The sequence below is a fragment of the Streptomyces sp. E-08 genome (assembly GCF_049913095.1).
Taxonomy (GTDB): domain Bacteria; phylum Actinomycetota; class Actinomycetes; order Streptomycetales; family Streptomycetaceae; genus Streptomyces.
In genome coordinates, this window is record NZ_CP183971.1 from 639,683 (window position 1) to 659,420 (window position 19,738).

General features: G+C 73.8%; 19 protein-coding genes and 1 pseudogene. 7 read left to right on the top strand and 13 right to left on the bottom strand.

Features of this window, described 5'->3' with window-relative positions; genetic code table 11:
• Positions 1 to 36: 36 nt before the first annotated feature.
• A complete protein-coding gene (locus tag ACN9MM_RS03205; protein WP_426362176.1) occupies positions 37 to 537 on the bottom strand; it encodes a MarR family winged helix-turn-helix transcriptional regulator in 501 nt (166 codons plus the stop codon).
• 39 nt (positions 538 to 576) lie between these two features.
• Here ACN9MM_RS03205 and ACN9MM_RS03210 point away from each other — a divergent pair, with 39 nt between their 5' ends.
• From ACN9MM_RS03210 to ACN9MM_RS03220, 3 genes and pseudogenes are all read left to right on the top strand, one after another.
• On the top strand, positions 577 to 1,887 hold the full coding sequence (locus tag ACN9MM_RS03210) for an MFS transporter (RefSeq protein WP_426362177.1): 1,311 nt from the start codon (positions 577 to 579) through the stop codon (positions 1,885 to 1,887).
• Between the two features lie 84 nt (positions 1,888 to 1,971).
• Positions 1,972 to 3,453 (top strand): hypothetical protein, encoded by a 1,482-nt coding sequence (locus ACN9MM_RS03215; protein ID WP_426362178.1) that lies wholly within the window; start codon positions 1,972 to 1,974, stop codon positions 3,451 to 3,453.
• Between the two features lie 46 nt (positions 3,454 to 3,499).
• Positions 3,500 to 3,761, top strand: a pseudogene (locus tag ACN9MM_RS03220) (Type 1 glutamine amidotransferase-like domain-containing protein); the annotation flags it as partial.
• Positions 3,762 to 3,805: 44 nt separating this feature from the next.
• Here the strand turns inward: ACN9MM_RS03220 and ACN9MM_RS03225 are convergent.
• The 6 genes from ACN9MM_RS03225 to ACN9MM_RS03250 form a co-directional block, all read right to left on the bottom strand.
• Positions 3,806 to 4,411, bottom strand: coding sequence for a hypothetical protein (locus ACN9MM_RS03225; RefSeq protein ID WP_426362179.1), 606 nt, complete (start codon positions 4,409 to 4,411; stop codon positions 3,806 to 3,808).
• Positions 4,408 to 6,066 (bottom strand): serine/threonine-protein kinase, encoded by a 1,659-nt coding sequence (locus ACN9MM_RS03230; RefSeq protein WP_426362180.1) that lies wholly within the window; start codon positions 6,064 to 6,066, stop codon positions 4,408 to 4,410. The genes ACN9MM_RS03225 and ACN9MM_RS03230 overlap by 4 nt, the downstream gene beginning before the upstream one ends.
• Positions 6,067 to 6,219: 153 nt before the next feature.
• Complete coding sequence (locus tag ACN9MM_RS03235) at positions 6,220 to 7,419, bottom strand: S8 family serine peptidase (protein WP_426362181.1); 1,200 nt, start codon at positions 7,417 to 7,419, stop codon at positions 6,220 to 6,222.
• A gap of 204 nt (positions 7,420 to 7,623) precedes the next feature.
• Positions 7,624 to 8,799 carry an RNA polymerase sigma factor gene (locus tag ACN9MM_RS03240; protein ID WP_426368655.1) on the bottom strand — a complete coding sequence of 392 codons (1,176 nt, stop codon included), beginning with the start codon at positions 8,797 to 8,799 and terminating at the stop codon, positions 7,624 to 7,626.
• An 8-nt stretch (positions 8,800 to 8,807) separates the two neighbouring features.
• Positions 8,808 to 9,215, bottom strand: a complete 408-nt coding sequence (locus tag ACN9MM_RS03245) for a YciI family protein (protein ID WP_426368656.1) — start codon at positions 9,213 to 9,215, stop codon at positions 8,808 to 8,810.
• Positions 9,216 to 9,336: 121 nt separating this feature from the next.
• Complete coding sequence (locus ACN9MM_RS03250) at positions 9,337 to 9,939, bottom strand: GNAT family N-acetyltransferase (protein ID WP_426368657.1); 603 nt, start codon at positions 9,937 to 9,939, stop codon at positions 9,337 to 9,339.
• A 252-nt stretch (positions 9,940 to 10,191) separates the two neighbouring features.
• On the opposite strand from ACN9MM_RS03250, the gene ACN9MM_RS03255 reads away from it, so the two are divergent.
• On the top strand, positions 10,192 to 10,953 hold the full coding sequence (locus tag ACN9MM_RS03255; protein ID WP_426362182.1) for a MerR family transcriptional regulator: 762 nt from the start codon (positions 10,192 to 10,194) through the stop codon (positions 10,951 to 10,953).
• 91 nt (positions 10,954 to 11,044) lie between these two features.
• Here ACN9MM_RS03255 and ACN9MM_RS03260 read toward each other — a convergent pair whose 3' ends face one another.
• Entirely contained in the window at positions 11,045 to 13,009 is a 1,965-nt protein-coding gene (locus ACN9MM_RS03260) for an ATP-binding protein (RefSeq protein ID WP_426368658.1), read from the bottom strand.
• Positions 13,010 to 13,415: 406 nt separating this feature from the next.
• On the opposite strand from ACN9MM_RS03260, the gene ACN9MM_RS03265 reads away from it, so the two are divergent.
• Positions 13,416 to 14,369: a terpene synthase family protein gene (locus ACN9MM_RS03265; RefSeq protein ID WP_426362183.1), complete on the top strand. Its 954-nt coding sequence runs from the start codon at positions 13,416 to 13,418 to the stop codon at positions 14,367 to 14,369.
• A gap of 223 nt (positions 14,370 to 14,592) precedes the next feature.
• Here the strand turns inward: ACN9MM_RS03265 and ACN9MM_RS03270 are convergent, their stop codons facing one another.
• Entirely contained in the window at positions 14,593 to 15,207 is a 615-nt protein-coding gene (locus ACN9MM_RS03270) for a TetR/AcrR family transcriptional regulator (RefSeq protein WP_426362184.1), read from the bottom strand.
• A 91-nt stretch (positions 15,208 to 15,298) separates the two neighbouring features.
• Between ACN9MM_RS03270 and ACN9MM_RS03275 the strand changes: the two genes are divergently transcribed.
• On the top strand, positions 15,299 to 15,694 hold the full coding sequence (locus ACN9MM_RS03275) for a nuclear transport factor 2 family protein (protein WP_426362185.1): 396 nt from the start codon (positions 15,299 to 15,301) through the stop codon (positions 15,692 to 15,694).
• Between the two features lie 125 nt (positions 15,695 to 15,819).
• Positions 15,820 to 16,830, top strand: a complete 1,011-nt coding sequence (locus ACN9MM_RS03280; RefSeq protein WP_426362186.1) for a zinc-dependent alcohol dehydrogenase family protein — start codon at positions 15,820 to 15,822, stop codon at positions 16,828 to 16,830.
• A gap of 22 nt (positions 16,831 to 16,852) precedes the next feature.
• Here ACN9MM_RS03280 and ACN9MM_RS03285 read toward each other — a convergent pair whose 3' ends face one another.
• From ACN9MM_RS03285 to ACN9MM_RS03300, 4 genes are all read right to left on the bottom strand, one after another.
• The gene (locus ACN9MM_RS03285; protein ID WP_426362187.1) at positions 16,853 to 17,644 is read right to left on the bottom strand and encodes a DUF4239 domain-containing protein; all 792 of its coding nucleotides are present in this window, start codon (positions 17,642 to 17,644) and stop codon (positions 16,853 to 16,855) included.
• A 237-nt stretch (positions 17,645 to 17,881) separates the two neighbouring features.
• Positions 17,882 to 18,724, bottom strand: coding sequence for a hypothetical protein (locus ACN9MM_RS03290; RefSeq protein ID WP_426362188.1), 843 nt, complete (start codon positions 18,722 to 18,724; stop codon positions 17,882 to 17,884).
• Between the two features lie 117 nt (positions 18,725 to 18,841).
• A complete protein-coding gene (locus ACN9MM_RS03295; protein WP_426362189.1) occupies positions 18,842 to 19,081 on the bottom strand; it encodes a twin-arginine translocase TatA/TatE family subunit in 240 nt (79 codons plus the stop codon).
• A gap of 37 nt (positions 19,082 to 19,118) precedes the next feature.
• Entirely contained in the window at positions 19,119 to 19,694 is a 576-nt protein-coding gene (locus ACN9MM_RS03300; protein WP_382866351.1) for a TerD family protein, read from the bottom strand.
• Positions 19,695 to 19,738 lie beyond the last annotated feature (44 nt).

Genomic DNA, 19,738 nt, shown 5'->3' on the forward strand with positions numbered 1-19,738 from the left:
GGACCCGCGAGTCCTCGACTCCGCGAGTCCGGGGAATCAGTCCTCCTCGGCCTTCGAGGTGAAGGCCAACCGCTGCAGCAGCCCCGCGAGTTGCGCCGTCTCCTCGACGTCTAGCCCGGCGAGGAGACGGCGCTGGTTGTCCAGGTGGACGGCGATGAGCTCGTCGGTCAGGGCGACGCCCTCGGGGGTGAGGCTGATGAGGCGCCCGCGCGAGTCGGCCTCGTCGACGGTCCTGGCGACGAGACCGCGGGCTTCGAGCCGGTCGACGCGCTTGGTGATGGCGCCGGTGGTGACGAGCACGGTGCGGCTGAGCTCGCCCGCGGAGAGGGCGTAGGGCTCGCCGGCCCTCCTCAGGGCCGCGAGGAGGTCGAAGTCCCCGCTCCCCAGGCCCGCGGCGGCGAAGGGCGGGCGCAGCCGCCGGTCGAGCGCCTGGGTGAGCCGGAAGAGCCGGCCGATGACGAGCATCGGCGACGCGTCCAGGTCGGGGCGCTCTCGTTTCCACTGGTCGACGATGGCCGCAATGGCGTCGGGCTGCATCTCTTCACTCTATCTTCCACGGATGATAAATTATCTTCCGTGGAAGATACCCGCGTCCTCGATCCCGCTCCAGGAGCCGACACCCCCTCCCCCACCGGCGTTCCCGCGCGCCGCCGCCTCATCGCCTCCAGCCTCGCCACCTCGATCGGCGACGGCATCTACGTGCCGCTGACCATGCTGTTCCTCCACGGACTCACCGGCCTGTCCCTCACCTCGATCGGCACGGGGCTCACGGTCGCCGGGCTCAGCGCCCTGGCCTTCATGCCCGTCGCGGGCATCCTCATCGACCGGTTCGGCGGGCGCCGCGTCCTCATCGCCGTGCTCGCGCTACGTGCGGTCGGCTTCGCCGCCTACCCGTTCGCCGACTCCTACCCCGCCTTCCTGACCATCGCGCTCGTGGTGGCGGTGGGGATGTGGGCGTCGTCGCCGAGCCAGCAGTCGCTCATCGGCGACCTCGCCCGAGGCACCGAACGCGACCGGCTCCTGGCCTGGGACCGCAGCCTCCGCAACGCCGGGATGGGCTGCGGCAGCCTCGCCGCGGCCGGCATGCTCGCCTGGAACGGCACCACCGGCTTCATCGTCGCCGCCGAGGCCCTGGCCGCGGTCTTCGCCGTCGCCGCCGTCCTGGTCGCCCGGATCCCCCCGGTCCGCGGCGACGCCAAGCCCCGTGACGCGCGCGGCGGTTACCGGCACGTCCTGGCCGACCGGCCGTACCTCCTCCTCACGACGGCCAACTTCCTCATCGCCTTCGGCTACACCACCCAGGCCATGGCCCTGCCGGTCTTCCTCACCCGGGACGTCGGCATGCCCGACGCCCTCGCCGGGGCCGTGTTCGCGGTCAACACCGTCCTGGTCGCCGCACTCGGCGTCCCCGCGGCCCGTCTGACCGCACGCGCCAGACGCACCCGTACGGCCGCCCTGGGCGCGGTGACCTTCGCCCTCTCGTTCGCCGCCTTCGCCGTCCTCCCGGATCTGGTCCACGGCGCGGACGCGCTCATCGCCGTCCTGGCGGTCGCCGCGCTCTACACGGCCGGAGAACTCGTCCACTCCGCCCCCGCGCAGAGCCTCTCCGTCCAGGCTGCGCCCGACCACCTGAGGGGCCGCTACCTGTCGGTGTACCAACTGTCCTGGTCGATCTGCCGCACCATCGCCCCGATGCTCCTGGGCTTCCTCCTGGACACGGGCCCATGGCACCTGTGGTCGGTCCTGGCCCTCCTGGTCCTGACCGGCGCGGCGATCCTCCTGTGCGCGGAGCGCTCCCTCCCGGCGCACACGAACGGCCTCGGCGCGCCGACGCCGAAGCCGAGGCCGAAGCCGACGCCGACGCCGACGCCTACGCCGACGGTGTGACGATATGAGGTGGACCCACCGCCCGCTCGTGCTGTTGCATCGACCGACGGGGAGCACCCACAGGGGTGCGACGGGGAGGTTCGTGTGCGAGACGTGCTGCCGGGGCTGGCCGGAAATCCGGCTCTGACCGCCGATCTGTTCGCCCGGCTCGTGGCGAGCGGCGACGAGGACGTCCTGGACGCGCTGGCCGGGCGAGAGCGGCTGACCGCCCCTCAGACCGGAGCGCTGCTCGCCGCCGGGGACCATGCCCTCACCTCCTCCCTGGTGCGGAGCGGGCGTGTTCCGTGGTCCGCCGTCCCCGAGGACCATCCCGGCCGCGCGCTCGACGCCGTACTCGGCGGCGTGGCCCCGCTCGCCGTCTGGTGGGAAGCCGCCACCGATCCCGACCCCGAGGTACGGCAGGAGGTCGCCTACGAGCCCGACGCGCCCCGCGAGGTCGCCGAGGCGCTCGCCCATGACCCGGACCCCCGGGTCGTGGCGGTCGCCGCCTGGAACCCACGGCTCCCGGCCGCGCTGCTCGCCTCACTCGCCCGCCACCCCAGCACCGTCGTACGCGCGGCCGTCGCCGAGAACGAGAACGCACCGGCCGCTCTGCTCGCCGCTCTCCTCGCCGACGGTGGCGACCCGGCCCCGACCCGGTGCGGCGCCTGCCACCGCCGCGAGGAGGCCTGCCCCGACCACACGCCCGGTATCCGGCGCGTCCGTCTGGCGGCGGCCGCCCGTCCGGACGTGCCGCCGGCGGGCCTGGCCGCGTTCCTGGACGCGCCCGAGTGCGGGACGGTCACGACGTTCGCGGCCCGCACCGACCTGCCGGCGGGATTCCTGGAGCGCCTCGCCGAACACCCCGCCGCAGACGTCCGCGCCGTGATCGCCGCCAACCCCGCCGTCCCCGAACCCCTTCTGCGTACGCTCGCGTCCGACCCCGATCCGGAGGTCCGGCGGGCCGTCGTCGAGAACCCGGCCGTCCCACTCGACCTGCTCGTCACGGTCGCCGCCCACCACCGGCTGCCCGACGACGCCGCGCCCCGGGTCGAGTCCGCCACGGAGGCCGAGCTCCACGACCTGGCCGGGAGTCGCGTGGCACAGGTCAGAGCGCTCGTCGCCGGACGCACCCTGCTGCCGTCCGCCCTCGTCGAACGGCTCCTCGCGGACCCGGACCCCGGGGTGGCCCGGCGGATCGCCGACCGTCCGGATCTGGCCCCCGAGCAGCTCGCCGCACTGGTGGAGCGGCACGGGCCGCCCGTCTTCGGGGCCGCCGCCCGCCACCCCGGCTGCCCCGCCGCCCTTCTGCACCGGGTGGCGTCCGATCCCGGCGTCGGGCGTCGCGTCCTGCGCGAGGTCGCCCGCCACCCGGCCACCCGCTCCGAGACGCTCCTGCTGTGCCTGGCGGCGGACGCCCCGGACGTGCGGTGGCACGCGGCCGCCCATCCGGCTCTGCCGGTGCGGGTCCTGGAGTCGCTGCTCGCAGGCCCGGACAGGGAACTCGCCCGCGCGGCCGCGGAGAACCCGGCGCTGCCGGAGAGCCTGATGGAGCGGATCGCCGTGCGGGCGGCGCTCTTTCCGTGACGGTCCCGTCCGGCGAAGGACCAGCCCGTCGTTCGGTGTCGGAGTCGTACGAGGAGGAGACACCGCGAACCTGCTCGCGGTGTGGCGGGCCCATGGAGTGGACCGCCTGCTGCGCGAGGCCTACGACCGGGGGACGCTGCTGTGCGGGATCAGCGCGGGCGCCAACTGCTGGGCCGAGGGGTCGCACACCGACTCGTTCGGCCCGCTGACGCACCTGCCCGACGGCCTGCCTGCTGCCCGGCTCGGACTACGACAGCGAGCCGGGCCGGCGCGACTCCTACCGGGCGGCCGTGGCGAACGCCTCGCTGGCGCCCGACCCGCCGGGACGGGGTGACCGAGGCGGCGGGCGGGGTCAGTCGCAGCGGTACGTGAAGGTGTCCTCGGCCGTGCGCGGTGCGGGGGACGTGATCACCAGGCGGGCCGTCGCGTGATGGGTGCCCCGGCCCTCGAAGGTCCACAGGAGGTGGAGCCGGGCCTCCTTCCGGCCGCGGGGCACCGTCTCGCGCAGCGGGGCCGACCGGGTGCCGTCGCTGCGTTCCCAGTGGTACGTGAGGGTGCCGGGGCGGCCGTCGGTGCGCACGACGGCCAGGACGTTCGCCGTGCCGTCGCAGCCGAGCCGTCCTTCGGGGGCGGTGACCGTGACGTCCCGCACCGAGACCCGGGGGCCGTACTCGCGCCAGGCGAGGAGGGCCAGGGCGACGAGGAGGATCACGACCGCGGGGCCGTACCGGAGGGGCCACCGCGACCGGGGCGGGCGGGCCGGTGGGGTGCCGGGCAGGGTGCCGTGCCAGATCTGGGCCGCCGTGGGGGTGTTCTCGGCGCGTCGTACCGCGGCCGCGGTCACCCCCGGGCCGAAGCGCAGCACGTCGCCCTCCACGCGGTCGGGCGTCGGGTCCGGCGCCGGCCCCTCGAACCAGTGGCTGCCCAGTTCGGTGGCGCTGTAGGCGTCGTCGTTCATGTGATCACACACCGCCTGATGAAGATCTGCTGCAGGGAGCCGCCGTTCGGGGCGGCCGGGTCCGTGGTCGCGCGCACTCCCCAGTAGCAGCCGCCGCCCTGGACCGGGTGCGTGAGCGTGAGCGTGTACCGGTCCGCTCCTTCGCGCCGGACGGTCTCCGATCCGTCCGGCGCGCCCGGCGAGCCCTTCTCGTCGCCGGTGAACCACTCGACGAGGAGCGCCACCGGGCCCGTTCCGTCCGTCGTGATCTCGACGGTGGCCTCGGCGGTCGTCGGCGCGGTCTGGCGCAGGCTCGTGACCGACACCGACGCTACGGCGACGGGTGGCCGCGTCGGGGGTGGTGTCGTCGTCGGTGGGGCGGTGGTGGGTGGCGTCGTGGGTGCCGACGTGGGTGCGGTGGTGGGCGCTGTGGTGGGCGGGAGCGTCGGCTCCGTCGTGGTGGGTGCGGACGTCGGTGTCGTCGGGGTCGCGGGGGACGTCTCGGGCGTGGCCGGTGAGGTGGTCGGCTCGTCGGGCGTCGGGGTGGGGGCCGAGGTCGGGGGTGGTGTGTGCGTCGGGGGCGGTGGGCTCGGGCTCCGTGTCGTGTTCGTCGTCGCGAAGGCCTGCGCGGCCTCGTCCCCGTCCGGCTCCGCTCCCCCGGCCCGTGCGGCGAGCGCGAGCAGCAGCGCCAGGAGGAGCGCGGCGGCGCCCGCGGGCACCCCCTGGGGGAGCCTGCGGCGCAGGCGCCGTCCCGGCGGCCGGGGCAGGGTCGTCGTGGCGAGCGCGGTCGTGCCCTGGGCGGTGCCGCCGGAGGAGGGGAAGAGCAGGGGGAGGAGCGCCGCCAGGGCGGCGAGGCGGCCACGTCCCCGTTCCTCCCAGTCCGGTCCGTACGCGGCCGTGGCGGCCGACTCCAGTTCTCCGACGAACACCTCGGCGTTCTCCGGCCGTTCGCCCGGGGCCTTGGCGAGGCCGCGCCGGATGAGCGGGCGCAGCGGTTCCGGCGCCTCTCCGTCGGGCACGGGCGCCTCCAGGTGCTGGAGGGCGAGTTCGGCGAAGTTGTCGCCCGCGAAGGGCTTGCGGCCCGTCAGGCACTCGAAGAACGTGGCGGTCGCCGCGTAGACGTCGGCCGCGGGTGAGGCGGGAGCGCCGTTCCACTGCTCGGGCGCCATGTAGGCGGGCGTACCGGCGATGCCGGGGCGGCTGTCCCGTCCGGCCGCGATCCCGAAGTCGACCAGTTTGGAGGACCCGTCGGCGGCGACGAGGACGTTCTCGGGCTTGTAGTCGCGGTGGACGACACCGGCCCGGTGGGCGGCGGCCAGGCCGAGGAGGGAGCCCTTGAGGACCGCGAGGGCGGCCTCGGGGCCGGTGGCGCCCTCCCGGGCGAGGAGGGCGCGCAGGGCGACGCCGTCCACGAGCTCCATGACGATGGCCGCGCCCCGGGGGGACTCGACGTACTCGTGGAGTCCCACGACGTGCGGCGTGTCGAGCGCGCCGAGGAGCCGGGCCTCGGCACGGAATCTCCGGACGAACGTCTCGTCCGAGCGGAGCCGCTCGCTCAGGTACTTCACGGCCACGGGGATGCCGGTCGCGTCGTGGGTGGCCAGTGCCACGCGTCCGCTGCCGCCCGCACCCAGTTCCCGGGATTCCGTGTATCCCGGGACGACCCATGCATTCATCCCCGTTCCCCCCTCGGCGCCGCGGCAGCCTTCCCCCACAGGGACAGATTCTCGCCACGGCCGGTTCCCGGCGGAAGGGGGTGGGCGCTGCCTCGTGCCGGACAGGGGGACGGCCCCCCACCGAGGTGGAGGGCCGTCCGGTGCGCGATGGGGTTACTGCGTCACCTTCAGCAGCTTGTTCGCCGTGCCGGAGGTGGCGTTCTTGATGGCGTCCGGGGTGGCCGTCCCGGTCAGCGCGGCCGCCGTCTCGGCGGGCGTCGCGGACGGGTGGGCCGCCAGGTAGAGGGCCGCGGCTCCGGTCACGTGGGGCGTGGCCATGGAGGTCCCCGAGATCGTCTTGACGCCGGTGTCGCTGTCGTTCCAGTCCGACGTGATCTCCGAGCCCGGGGCGTAGAGGTCCACCACCGCACCGAAGTTGGAGAAGTCCGACTGCTCGTCATCCTTGGTGCTGGACGCCACCGTGAGGGCCTCGGGCACGCGGGACGGCGAGCCCTGGCCCGCGTCGGAGGACTCGTTGCCGGCGGCGACCGCGAAGGTCACGCCGGAGGCGATGGCGCGCTGGACCGCCGCGTCGAGCGCCTCGTCGGCGCCGCCACCGAGGCTCATGTTCGCGACGGAGGGGCCGGAGTGGTTCTTGGTCACCCAGTCGATGCCCGCCACGACCTGCTCGGTGGTGCCGGACCCGTTGTCGTCGAGCACCCGCACGGCGACGATCCTGGCCTTCTTGGCGACACCGTGGGAGGTGCCGGCGATGGTGCCCGCCACGTGCGTGCCGTGGCCGTTGCCGTCGTCGGCCGTGTCGTCGTTGTCCACGGCGTCGAAGCCGTGGGCGGCCCGGCCGCCGAAGTCCTGGTGGGTGATCCGTACGCCGGTGTCGATGACGTACGCGGTGACGCCCTCTCCTCCGGCGTCGGGATAGGTGTACTTGTCGTCGCCGGCCGTCTCGGCCTGGTCGATGCGGTCCAGGCCCCAGGACGGGGGCTTCTCCTGGGTCTCGTCGATGCTGAAGCGCTTGTTCTGGACGACCGTGTCGACGGCGGGGTCGGCGGCGAGCCGCTTGGCCTCCTGGACGGTCAGACCCGATGCCGAGAAGCCGTTGACCTTCGAGCCGTAGGAGCGCTGGAGGGTGCCGCCGTACTTCTTCGCGAGCTCCGCCTTGTTCGCGGATGCGTCGAGGATGACGACGAAGCTGCCGTCGACGGCGCCGGGGGCGCCGAGTCCGTGCACGGTTCCCTCGGCCGGGGTGGTCGCCCCGGCGAGATTGCCCGCGAGCAGTGCTGCTGCTGCGGCGCCCGCCACACCAGTGGCTATGGCCGCATTGCGAAGTCCGCGGGATCGCTTGTGAGTTGCCATGAAAAGGGATCTCTCCTCGTGTTGACGTGTGGGGCGTCAAACGTTCGAGAGAACCCTGTGCGGATTGGCAGGAGCAAATCAAGTGCGAACCAGGGGTAAGAGGTTGTTCAACAAGGTTTCTTAAAGAGCCCTCCTCATTCCCTCCACGTCGCACACGCCGCGCGGCGAACTCCTCCGTGAAATGGGCACGTTCACGGGCGCGGCTCAGGCGCGGTCGTCGAACCGCGCGTCCAGCCGGGTGCGGAGCAGGGTGTTGAGGCGGGCGGCCTGACGGGTCAGGTGGTCGCGTTCCGGGATGTCCGTCGCCTTCGTCGCCGCCTCGGCGTACAGGTGCGCCGCCGTCGTGAGATCGCCGGCGCGTTCGTGGAGGTACGCCGCGACGGCCGTGTACCGGGGCAGGGAGCCGTCCAGCTCCGCGAGCGCCGCCAGACCGGCGCGCGGCCCGTCGGCCTCGCCGACCGCGACCGCGCGGTTGAGGCGGACGACCGGACTGTCCGTCAGGCGCGTGAGCTCGTCGTACCACTCGACGATCTGCACCCAGTCGGTCTCCCCGGCCGTGGGCGCGTCGGCGTGGAGCGCCGCGACGGCGGCCTGCGCCTGGAACTCGCCGAGGCGGTCGCGGGCCAGGGCCGCCTGCAGGATCTCGACGCCCTCGGCGATCGCCCCGGTGTCCCAGCGCCCGCGGTCCTGCTCGGCGAGCGGCACCAGGCTGCCGTCGGGTGCGGTCCGGGCGGCACGCCGCGCGTGGTGGAGCAGCATCAGGGCGAGGAGCCCCGCGACCTCCGGGTGGTCGATCGCGGCCGCGAGCTGCCGGGTGAGCCGGATGGCCTCGGCGGCGAGGTCGACGTCGCCGGAGTAGCCCTCGTTGAAGACCAGGTAGAGGACGCGCAGCACGGTGGCGACGTCACCGGGCCGGTCGAGGCGCACAGCGGAGACGGTCCTCTTGGCCCGGCTGATGCGCTGCGCCATGGTCGCCTCGGGCACCAGATAGGCCTGGGCGATCTGGCGGGTGGTCAGCCCGCCGACCGCGCGCAGGGTGAGCGCGACGGCCGACGACGGCGTCAGCGAGGGGTGGGCGCAGAGGAAGTACAGCTGGAGCGTGTCGTCGACCCCGGACGCGGGCCCGGGCGCCGGTTCCTCGTCGACCAGGTCCTCGCGGCGGCGCCGGGCGGTGTCGGCCCGGGTCGCGTCCAGGAACTTGCGCCAGGCCACCGTGACCAGCCAGCCCTTCGCGTCCCGGGGAGGATCGTCCGGCCAGACGCGGACCGCCTCCACCAGGGCGTCCTGGACGGCGTCCTCGGCCGCCGCGAAGTCGGCTCCGCGGCGGACGAGGACGGCGAGCACACCCGGGGTGAGGCTCCGGAGCAGGGCCTCGTCCACGGGGACGGTCACTCCGCCACGGTGGGGTGCGCGCCCAGGAACGGGCGCAGCTCCAGCCACTCGTGGATCGGCTTCCCGCCCGCCCCGGGCGCGGCCGAGAGTTCCCCGGCCAGTTCGACGGCGCGCTCGTAGCCGTCGACGTCGATCACCATCCAGCCGGCGATGAGGTCCTTGGTCTCGGCGAACGGTCCGTCGGTGACCGGCGGGCGGCCCTCCCCGTCGTAGCGGACCCACGTCCCCTCGGGGGCGAGGGCCTGGCCGTCGACGAACTCACCGGTCTTCTCCAGCCGGGCCGCGAAGTCGTTCATGTACCGCACGTGCGCCGCGATCTCCTCCGGCGTCCACTCGGCCATCGGAACGTCGTTCGCCGGTGCCGGGGCGCCGCGGTAGTGCTTCAGCAGCAGGTACTTCGCCATGGTCTTCTCCTCGGTGCTGGTGCGACCCATTCTGGTCGCTCTCACACCGGGGACGGAGCAGGCCACGGCTTCTCGACATCACCGGCAGAACTTTTTCCGGCATCTTCCCGGCCCCTCTCCGTCATGGCGTCGTGGGCCTCCCCAGGTACCAGACGGGGCCGGGGTCGTCGACCGTCAGCAGCCGGAAACCGAGGCGGTCGTAGAACGCCCGGGCGGGGGTGTTCGCCCGCGCCATGCAGAGGTGTACGGCCGGGACGCCGTGCCGCAGCAGGGCCTCCAGGAGGGTCGTCACGAGGGCACGGCCGAACCCCCGGCCCTGCCAGGCGGGCAGCAGGTCGATGTGGAGGTGCGCGGGGAATCCGGCCAGCTCGTCGCGGACCATGCGCTCAGGCGCGTACAGCAGTCCGGTCATCTCGTCGGCCGGTGTACGGGCCGGGCCGGCGGGGGCCGGGAAGCGGTCCGCCACCCCTGGCAGCCACTCGGCGCGGAACCGTCCGGCGAAGGCGGCCGTGTCCGGAACGCCCAGGACGTAGCCGACGGCGCTGCCGGAGCCGTCGTCCAGGACGAAGGCGAAGGCCGGTTCGAGCTCGGCGTACGGGTAGGCGAAGATCGTCGGCAGCAGCTCCGGGTCGAGGTAGAGGAGCGACGCGTCCCCGCCGTCGTGCGCCGTCCTGACGCAGATGTCACCGAGCGCGGCGCGGTCCGAGGGCCGGTAGGGGCGGATGAAGGGGTCGGGTCGGGGTTCGAGGCCGGGTTCGGGCTCGGATTCGGGTCCGGGGTCGGAGTCGAGTTCGGTCGTCACCCGGTGCACCCTGCCACTCTGGGAGCGCTCCCGCAGGGGTTTTCTCCGGCGCGAGGGAAACGTGGTTCGACGAAGGCCCTATCCCGGGGTTGAAGTTACCGTTGCGGCAGCTTCTACCGTCCTGACCAGGGCCGGAGAGACCGGCCACGTAACGCACTCGTGTGGGAGGCGGCGATGGACTGGCCGATCGCGGAGGTCGCCCGGATGTCGGGCGTGACCGCCCGGACCCTGCGGCACTACGACGAGATCGGTCTGCTCCCGCCGGCCCGGATCGGCGCCGGTGGCCACCGTCGCTACGGGGAGCACCAGCTCCTGCGGCTGCAGCAGATCCTCGTCCTGCGGGCGCTGGGCGTGGGACTGCCCGAGATCGGGCGGATCCTGTCCGAGCAGGTCGACGAGGTGGAGGCCCTGCGCGGCCACCACCGGAGGCTGCTCGCCGAACGGGACCGGCTCGACGCCCTGGCCGGCACGGTCTCCCGCACGATCGGCGAACTGGAACAGTCCAGGAAGGACGGCACCTCCATGACCGCGATCAACCGACCCGAGAACCTGTTCGAAGGCGTCCGGCCCGCTCAGTACGAGGAGAGCCTGCGCGACTTCCCCGAGCACGCCGAGGCGGTCGCCCGCCGGGTCGCCGCGATGACCCCGGAGGACATCGAGGCCGGGCAGCGCGAGCGCACGGCGAGGATGGTCCGGCTGGCCGAACTGATGGCCGCCGGTCTGCCCGCCGACGCCGGACCCGTACGGGCCGAGACGGACCGCCAGTACCGGGCCCTCGCGGAGTTGCGCACGGTCTCCGTCGAGGAGTACCGCGCCTTCGGCCGCTCCTGCGTGGACAACGAGCAGTGGCGTGCCGCGTACGAGTCGATCGCCCCGGGCCTCGCCGCGTACCAGCGGGACGCCATCGAGGCGTACGCCGCGTCGATGCCGAGCTGATCGGGCAGTCGGCAGGACCGCCGCCGAGGGGTGCACTCCCCTCGGCGGCGGCGCTCGCCCTCGGGGCGAGCCGGCACCGGGGACCGCGGGGTCACCGCTGGGCCAGGCTCGCCGTCGTCGGCGGGGTCTGCGCGCCACCGCGGGGGATGGGGACGTGCGGGCGGAGGTGCGGCGCCGCCGGCGCACCCGTCGCCGTCGTGGCCGGGTCGCACGCGGCGAGGAGCAGGCGCAGGGCCCGGCGGGCCTGCGGGGCCTCGACCCGGGCTTCGAGGTCCGCGAGGGCGCGCCGGGCCCGGTGCCGGGCGCGTCCGGTGCGTCCGGCGCGGTGGTCGGCGAGGGCCCGGGCGTACTGGGCCAGCGCCGCGGCCCAGGCGTCGTTCGCGCAGCTCGGCTGGGCGAGTGCCCGGTCGGCGGTGCGGGCCGCGGCCTCGGGGGCGTGGTGGGCCTGGACCACGGCCAGGGCGGCCAGGCTCACGGCGGGTGAAGGGCCTCCGGGAGCGCCGCTGGGCGTGGTGTCCGCCGCCTGCCGGTAGTACGCGGCAGCCGACTCGGGGTCCTGCCGCTGCCACGCGAGGGTTCCGTGCACGTGGGCGATGCGGCCGAGGAGGGCGTCGTCACCGGCGAGCACGGCCGCCGGCCAGGCGAGCGACAGCAGCCGGTGCGCCGCACGCGGGTCCCGGGCCGCGCCGAGCCAGGCCGCGAGCCATCGGCCCCGCGCCACGAGCGGACTGTCGGCGGCGACCCGGGACAGCAGGAGCCGCAGGTGGTCGTCGCCTTCGCGGGCGTGGTCGTGGACGGCCCACCAGAACCAGAGGTGCAACACGGCCTCCAGGGCCGTCTCGGGGTGACCGGTCCCGTCCTCGGCGCGGCGCATGAGCGCCATCAGGTCCTCGTGCTCGTCCTCGACGGTCTGGAGCGCCTGGCGCTGGAGGCCGGTGTTCCACAGGGTCTCGGCGACGCCCGCCACACCCCGGAGGTGGAGGGCGTGCCGGTCCCGCGTGACCGGCCGTTCGCCCGCCGCCGCGAGCCGCTCCGTACCGAAGTCGCGGGCGGCGCGGGCCATGCGGTAGCGGAGCGGGCGCACCGCGCCCGCGTCCCCGAGGACCTGGAGCACGCCCGTGGCGCCGAGCGTCGCCAGGGCCGGGGGAACCTCGTGCGGTGCGAGGTCGGAGCCTGAGCACACGAACACCGCGGCCGCCTCCGTGAAGGGGCCCGCGAAGACGCTGAGCCTGCGCCAGACCCTGCGCTGCGCCGGGTCGCACAGGGCGTGGACGGCCCCGATGGCGGCGCGCAGCGTGCGGTGCCGCAGCAGGAGCGGGGCGGGGTCGGCCAGCCTGCACTGGCCGGCCGCGAGGTGGTCGGCCAGCTGCTCCGTCGTCCACTCCCCCAGTCGGCCCGCGGCCAGTTCGAGGGCCAGGGGAACGCCTTCGAGGAGGCGGCACACCCGGGCCACGGCGGAGGGATCCGGGTCCTCGCGCCACCCGCGCTCCCGGGCGCGGGAGACGAGGAGCTCCGCCGCGGGGGACGGACCCGCCCGGCCCGGCGCCGCCTCCACGGGCAGGGGCGCCAGTCTGATCACGTCCTCGTCCCCGAGGCCGAGCGGTCGCCGCGAGGTCACCAGGATCCGCACGCCCGGCCGGGCCATCAGAAGCGTCTGGACCAGGCCGATGCACTCCGTGTGGACCGGATCGACGTCGTCGAGCAGGAGGAGCACGTCCCCTGCGGGGGCGGTACGGGGCGGGTGTGCGCCGTCCGGGACGCCGGCTCCGCTCAGGGCCCGTTCGACCCGCGCCGTCAACGCCCGGCGTCCCACCGGGATCCCGCCGTGCCACCGGACCCGGACCACCGTCCGCCAGGGGCTGTCGAGGGGGGACGTGACGGCGGCGAGGGCCAGCCGGCTCTTCCCCGTCCCGGCCGCGCCGGTCACGGTGACCAGCCGGCGCCCCGACACGGCACGCCGGAGCTCGGCGAGCTCCCCGTCGCGTCCGACCAGGGCCCGGCCGTCCTGGAAGCCGCCCACGAACCGGGCGTCGTGTCCCTCGCCCCGCGTCCACATCTCCGGCACCGCGCACCATCCAGATCGTCGTTCTCGCCATCGACCCACCGAGATTCGGGAGTCGGCACAGAACCCGCAGGTCCCGGTTGCAGAACCGTCACTGCACCGGGCGTCACGGCAACCCCAACGCGCTCCCCCGCCCACGGGTGGCGCGCACGGCGGACGAACCACCCTCCGCGACGAACGGGGGAACGCGTGACCGACACGAAGACCCCTCGTTTCCTCCACACGTCCTTCGACTCACCGAAGGACGATCGATCGATGCGGACGTAACCCTTCCGTTGGCTGGATTGCGACTGGAGCGCGATCTGCTTGAGGCTTCTGGTAGTTGATGATCAATTCAAGTACTGTTCGATCGCGCCGGGGGCGTCTTGGGATCGCCCGGGATCAGAACCTGGGGGGGCCAGTGTCCAACGCCACCACACTCGACCTGCCGTTTCCGTCTCGCAGCAATCCGAACCGCGCGTTCGTCGCGCAGCCCCACCGGGACTGGCTGCTCCGGAACGAGGGTCTCGCCGCCACCATCGCCCTGTCGGCGTACGACAAGTGGGACGTGCCCCGACTCGCCGCGTTCACCAGCCCGGACACCGCCGTGGACGACCTCGCCCTCGCCGCGGACCTGCTCAGCTTCTACTTCCTCTTCGACGACCGGTTCGACTCGGACCTCGGTCGGGCCCCGGCTCAAGTGGCCGAGATATGCACCCGCCTGACGGGCCTTCTGCACGGCGAGGGGCCCGCCCCCGACGTCCGGACGCCCGTCGAGCGGGCCTTCGCCGACCTCTGGGAGCGCAGCACGCGCGGCATGTCCGCCCGGTGGCGGGCCCGGTCCGCGTACAACTGGGAATGGTACTTCGCGTGCCACCCCGCCGAGGCGGCCGGCCGGCTGTCGGGCCGCCTCCCGGACCGGGAGAGCTATCTGGCGCTCCGCAGGGGCACGGCGGCCATGGAGACCCTCTTCGACATGGTCGAGCGACTCAACCACTTCGAACTGCCGCAGGAGGTGCTGCACTTCCCGGCCTTCCGCCGTCTGCGGCAACTGGCGGCCGACATACCGTCGTTCACCAACGACGTGCACTCGTACGCCCAGGAGCTCGCCCGTGGCGACGTCGCCAACATGGTGATGATCGTCCGCGAGGAACGCGGAGGCACCCCGGACCAGGCGGCCGTCCAGGTGATGCGCGAGGCCCAGACGATGGTCGACCGCTTCGTGGAGCTGTCGACCGAGGTGCCCGGGATCTGCGACGTCCTGGGCCTCGACCCGGCCGCGCGCGAGGCCGCCCACCGGTACGTCGAGGGTCTCGCCGCCTGGATCTCCGGCTACCACCGCTGGGAGATCGACACGGGCCGCTACGAACGCTGAGCCGCATCGGGCCGGCCCCACGTCGCGGGGGCCGTGTCCGGCGGCCCCGCGTCGCGGGGACCGCGCCGGGCAGGTCCCGCGTCGCGGGGACCGCGCCGGGCAGGTCCCGCGTCGCGGGGTCCGCGCCGGGCAGGTCCCGCGTCGCGGGGTCCGCGTCCTGGTTCCGTGTCGCGCGGTCCGGCGATGAGGGCACGCTGCGCGGCACGGGACGGCGGCGGACAGCTCATGGAGCCACCGGCCCGGCCGCACGGGGCGCGGCACCTTGCCGCGCGAGGCCGGCGTCGATGATGTGCTCGGCGAGGTCGCGGGCCGCGACGGCGGGCTCGCTGTCGGGCCGGGTCGCGCCGGCGGCGAGGAGGCCGTCGACGAGGAGGAGGAGCTGGTCGGCGGCGATCCCGGGCCGCGCGTGGCCGAGCGCGGTGAACTCGTCCGCGAACAGACCGTGGACGGTGTGCCGGTATGCCCGGGTGACCTCGTGGCCGGGGTGCTCCGGGTCCGTGAGCGCGAGGTCGGCGGCGAGGTAGCGGCAGCCGTGGAAGTCGGGTTCGGCGGCGATGCGGCCGAGCCGTTCGACGACGGCGAGGAGCCGGGCCCGGGGGTCGGCCCCGGCTGCGTCCATGGTGGCGCGGTAGCGCACGACGTCCTCGGCGGTGCTGCGGCGCAGCACCTCGGCGATGAGACCGTCCTTGCCTCCGAAGTGCTCGTACAGCGACCGGCGGGCGACGCCGGCCCCCTTCAACAGGGCGTCCACACCGACGCCGACACCCTGGGCGTAGGTCAACTCCTGGGCTGCGAGCAGGAGTCGCTCACGAGGGCCCGGCTTCGCGGAAGTGGTCATGACCCCATTCTGCTGCACTTGACACGGTAGATCAACCGGTCTATCTATGGTCTCGGTAGACCGAACGGTCTATCTCTTCTGAGGAGGCGTCATGTCCGTACGCACCACCGCCGAAGTCATCGACCGTTTCAACCGCGCGTTCACCGACCGCGAGACCGGTCTCCTGGCCGGCCTGATCGCCGAGGACTGCGTCATGGAGAGCGTCCAGCCGGCGCCGCGCGGGGAGCGGGTCTCCGGACGCGAGGCGTGTACGGAGTGGTGGACGGCCCTCGTCGACGACACCGCCTCGCAGTTCACCCCTCAGGAGGTGATCGTGGCGGGCGACCGCGCGACCATCCTGTGGACGTACCGCTTCGGGGAGGGCCCCGACCAGTGGGTGCAGGGCGTCAACGTCATGCGCGTGGCGGACGGCCGGATCGTCGAGGCGCTCGGCTTCAGCAAGACGGCGGGAGAGGTCCCGCTCGCCTCCGAGTCCGACGACGCGTGACGCCCGCAGCGGGAGCACACCCCTCCGCGGGAACACACACCGCCGCGGCCGGAACGTACAGCGAGACCGCCGGGGCGTCCCACGCCCCGACGCCCGTCATCCATCTCTTAAGAAGGGCATCATCGATGCGGAGCTATCACCTGTCGCACAGCGGAGCCGGACTGTCCGGTCTCGCCGTCCGCGAGCACGACGTCCCCACCCCCGGACCGGGACAGGCCCTGGTCGCGGTGCGCGCCACGTCCCTGAGCTTCCGCGAACTCATGGTGCTCGACGGGACCTACGTCCTGCCGGTCGCACCGGACGTCGTCCCCGTCTCGGACGGCGCCGGAGAGGTGGTCGCGGTCGGCCCCGGCGTCGACCCGGCACGGGTCGGGGAGCGGGTCGCCGCCACGCTGTTCCCGTCCTGGCAGGACGGTCCGTTCGCCCTCGAACACCTCGCGCAGCGCGGTGGTTCGCTGGACGGCATGCTCACCGAGTTCGCCCTCGTCGACGCGGACTCGCTCGTGACCGTGCCCACGCACCTGACGTACGCCGAGGCCGCGACCCTCCCCTGTGTGGCGGTCACGGCATGGAACGCGCTGACCGGCGGCGGGGACGGTGTCCGCGCCGGTGACACCGTCGTCGTGCAGGGCTCCGGCGGCGTCTCTCTCTTCGCGCTCCAGTTCGCCAAGGCGCTCGGCGCCCGCGTGATCGCCACGACCAGCAGCCCCGCCAAGGCCGCCCGCCTGCGCGAACTCGGCGCGGACGACGTCGTCGACTACGCGGCCGGCCCCGACTGGGCCGCCGAGGTCCGCGCCCTCACGGACGGCCGGGGCGCCGACCGGATCGTCGACGTCGCCGGTCTCCTCGACGAGTCCGTCCGCGCCGTCGCCCTGGCCGGCACCATCGCAGGCGTCGGCTTCACGGGCAGGACCGCCACGCCGCTCGATCCGCAGGCCCTCTTCGCCTCCGGCGCCACCATCCGCAGCGTGGCGGTCGGCAGCCGCGCCCAGTTCACCGCGATGAACGCCTTCATCGAGGCGCGGGGACTCCGGCCCGTCATCGACCGCGTCTTCCCCTTCGACAGGGCCGTGGACGCGTACCGTCACTACGCCGACGCCGCACCGTTCGGCAAGGTGGTCATCGCCCACTCCTGAGCCCGGCGTCGCGCGTCGCCGTTCACCGCTCCCAGTACTGGGCGAGGGCTCCCTCCCGGTACGGGGCCGGGCTCACGCTCAGTTCGCCGGCGAAGGGGCGGTCGAGGACGAAGACCAGCAGCAGGCTGAAGCCGATGAGGGCGGCGACCGAGGCGACGAAGAGCAGCTGGATCCGGAGCTTGCGCATGCCGTAGAGGAAGGTGAGCGGGACGAGGACGATCGCACCGCCGAAGGCCAGGGCCTGGAGCAGCGGCGGCAGTTCCTGCTCGGCCATGTTCAGGCGGGCGCGGCGCTGGGCGGCGACGTCGTTGAGATGGGTGACGGCCTCCTCGTAGAAGACCTCCTCGCGCGGGGACTTCGGGTCGTACGCCTGGAGGACGTCGAACGCGGACCTGAGGTGCACCTCCGTGGCCCCGTAGCTCGGCTGCCCGGCGCGCATGCGGGGCCACTGGTCCTCGACGACCGCGTGGACGTAGCCGCTGAGGGCCGTGTCGAGGTCGGCGCGGACCGCGGGCGGGAAGGCGGCGGCGTCGCGGGCGATGAGCGCGGCGTCGGTCGCCTCGCTGGCGACGATGGTCTGCGTGCTGTCCAGCTGGGTCCAGAGAGTGACGATGACGAAGGCGAGGATGATCCCGTAGATCGCGCCGAACATCCCCAGCGTCACCCCGACCATGTCGTTGTGCTCCCCCCGGGCCAGCGAGGGATACCTGCGGCGGAGCAGCACGCTGCCGCCCACGGCGAGGACGACGGTCCCGCCGACGGAGACCACGGCGAGAGTGAAGGTGCTGAAGTGATTGAGGAGCCAGAGCGACATGTGCGGGGAGTCTAGGTGCGCCACGAGGCCGCTCCCGCCGCATGGTGGCGATGAGGCGAATGATCACTCGCCCGTGTCGGCGATGGAACACACGGTCGCCCCGGCCGGACGTGACGGCGGGGTGGGTGGGGCGGCGGGGTGACGCGGGGGGCTCCGGGTCGGCGAGACACGGGGGCTCCAGGTCGGCAGGACGGCGGGACTCCGGGCGGGGCGCAGGGTGACGCGCGGCCGGGCGGCCTACGGGGCGCGGTCTTCCAGGCGTTCCGCCGTGCGGGTCGCCCGGTCCGCGGAGCGGCGCGACTGGGCGAGGGCGCGTTTCGCGGTCGTCAGCGCCGTGGCGGCGTTCGACGCGGTCGTCTCCGCGTCGAGCCGGGACTGCCGGGCCTCCTCCAGTTCGGCCTCCAGGCGGGCGACCCGTTCCGCCGCCGCCTCGGCCTTCACCGTCGCCTCCTGCCGCGCCCGTTGCGCCTCGTCGAACTCCCGCTCGCGCCGGGCGACCTCGGCGTCGGCCTCCGCTGCCGCCGCTCGCGCCCGCTCCAGGTCCGGGTGCCGCTCCGGCTGCCGCTCGGCCGGTGCCGGACGGGGCGGCACCGTCTCCGGCGCGATCGCCGTGAAGTCGACGGCGGCCTCGGGCACCTTCACGAGCCGACCCTTCGACCACAGCTCGGCGACGTCCCGGTGGGCGAGGACACCGTGAAGGGTCTGCTCGATCTCCCGCACCACACTGTCGCTCACCGGCTGTCCCGCCTCCCGGGCCAGCTCGGCCGCCGTGCGCGCGAGCGCGGTGACGACCTGGTGCTGCTCCCGGCTCGCCGCCCGCAGGCGCTCGGCGTCGAGCGTCCGGTGCGCCTCCCGGAGTGCCTCGCCCAGGGCCAGGAACCGCTGGGCCTCCTCACGCCGTTCCCGGGCGAGCCGGTTCGCCGCCCACGCGGCAGTGGCCGGCTTGCGCAGCGCGGCGATCGACTTGGCCGCCGCCGGGTCCTTCGCTCGGCGGGCCTCGGCGACGTACTCGTCCCGGGACGCGACGAAGTCGGTCGGCTTCAGCCCGTACAGCTCCTCGGTGATCCGCTCGACGTCCACACCGCCCACTGTCGCCGCTCGCACGGTCCGGCGCGCCCGCACCCGCACGGCCGCTCGGCCAGATGCCGGGCTTCGATCACCTGGTCGAGCGGGGCGTGAGCGGGCCGTGGTGGTTCGTCAGGGGCGTTCGTTCTCCTGTCGCCCGTCGGGCCGCACCGGATTCCGCGGCGCGGCGCTCTCGGTGACCTGGTAGGTGGCCTGCGGCTCCGGCGTGCCGTCGACCTTCATCGCCTTGCCCTCGCTCTTGAGGATGCGGGCCGCCTTGCCCGCGCTGCGGGCCAGGTCGGGCAGCTTCTTGGCGCCGAGGAGCAGGATGACGACGATCAGGATGATCGCTATCTCGCTGATTCCGAACACGGTCTTCCGTTCTCTGGAGGGGGTCTCGCTCAGAGCCTCAGACGTTGACGCCGAAGTCGGCCGCGATGCCCGCGAGGCCCGAGGCGTAGCCCTGGCCCACCGCTCGGAACTTCCATTCGGTGCCGTGCCGGTAGAGCTCGCCGAAGATCATCGCGGTCTCCGCGGCGGCGTCCTCGGAGAGGTCGTACCGGGCGAGTTCGGCGCCGCCGGCCTGGTTGACCACGCGGATGAAGGCGTTGCGGACCTGGCCGAAGCTCTGTCCCCGGTTGTCGGCGTCATGGATCGAGACCGGGAAGACGATCTTCGTGATGTCGGCCGGTACGGCGGCCAGGTCGACCTTGATGCTCTCGTCGTCGCCGTCGCCCTCACCGGTGAGGTTGTCGCCGGTGTGCTCGACCGAGCCGTCCGGGCTGGTGAGGTTGTTGTAGAAGACGAAGTGCCGGTCGGAGACGACCTTCCCCGTGCCGTCCAGGAGCAGGGCACTCGCGTCGAGGTCGTAGTCCGCGCCGGTGGTCGTGCGAACGTCCCAGCCGAGGCCCACGAGGACCGCGGTCAGACCCGGCGCCTCCTTGCTCAGCGAGACGTTTCCGCCCTTGGCGAGGCTCACACCCATGTTCTCGTCTTCCTTCCGGCCTTCGTGCGGGGACATATCAAATC

Coding starts and splice junctions, on each gene's coding strand:
- ACN9MM_RS03280 (WP_426362186.1), top strand. CDS start 15,820: ATGCGGAGCTATCACCTGTCGCACAGCGGAGCCGGACTGTCCGGTCTC.
- ACN9MM_RS03275 (WP_426362185.1), top strand. CDS start 15,299: ATGTCCGTACGCACCACCGCCGAAGTCATCGACCGTTTCAACCGCGCG.
- ACN9MM_RS03270 (WP_426362184.1), bottom strand. CDS start 15,207: ATGACCACTTCCGCGAAGCCGGGCCCTCGTGAGCGACTCCTGCTCGCA.
- ACN9MM_RS03245 (WP_426368656.1), bottom strand. CDS start 9,215: ATGGCGAAGTACCTGCTGCTGAAGCACTACCGCGGCGCCCCGGCACCG.
- ACN9MM_RS03225 (WP_426362179.1), bottom strand. CDS start 4,411: ATGAACGACGACGCCTACAGCGCCACCGAACTGGGCAGCCACTGGTTC.
- ACN9MM_RS03230 (WP_426362180.1), bottom strand. CDS start 6,066: ATGAATGCATGGGTCGTCCCGGGATACACGGAATCCCGGGAACTGGGT.
- ACN9MM_RS03260 (WP_426368658.1), bottom strand. CDS start 13,009: ATGTGGACGCGGGGCGAGGGACACGACGCCCGGTTCGTGGGCGGCTTC.
- ACN9MM_RS03255 (WP_426362182.1), top strand. CDS start 10,192: ATGGACTGGCCGATCGCGGAGGTCGCCCGGATGTCGGGCGTGACCGCC.
- ACN9MM_RS03300 (WP_382866351.1), bottom strand. CDS start 19,694: ATGGGTGTGAGCCTCGCCAAGGGCGGAAACGTCTCGCTGAGCAAGGAG.
- ACN9MM_RS03205 (WP_426362176.1), bottom strand. CDS start 537: ATGCAGCCCGACGCCATTGCGGCCATCGTCGACCAGTGGAAACGAGAG.
- ACN9MM_RS03285 (WP_426362187.1), bottom strand. CDS start 17,644: ATGTCGCTCTGGCTCCTCAATCACTTCAGCACCTTCACTCTCGCCGTG.
- ACN9MM_RS03235 (WP_426362181.1), bottom strand. CDS start 7,419: ATGGCAACTCACAAGCGATCCCGCGGACTTCGCAATGCGGCCATAGCC.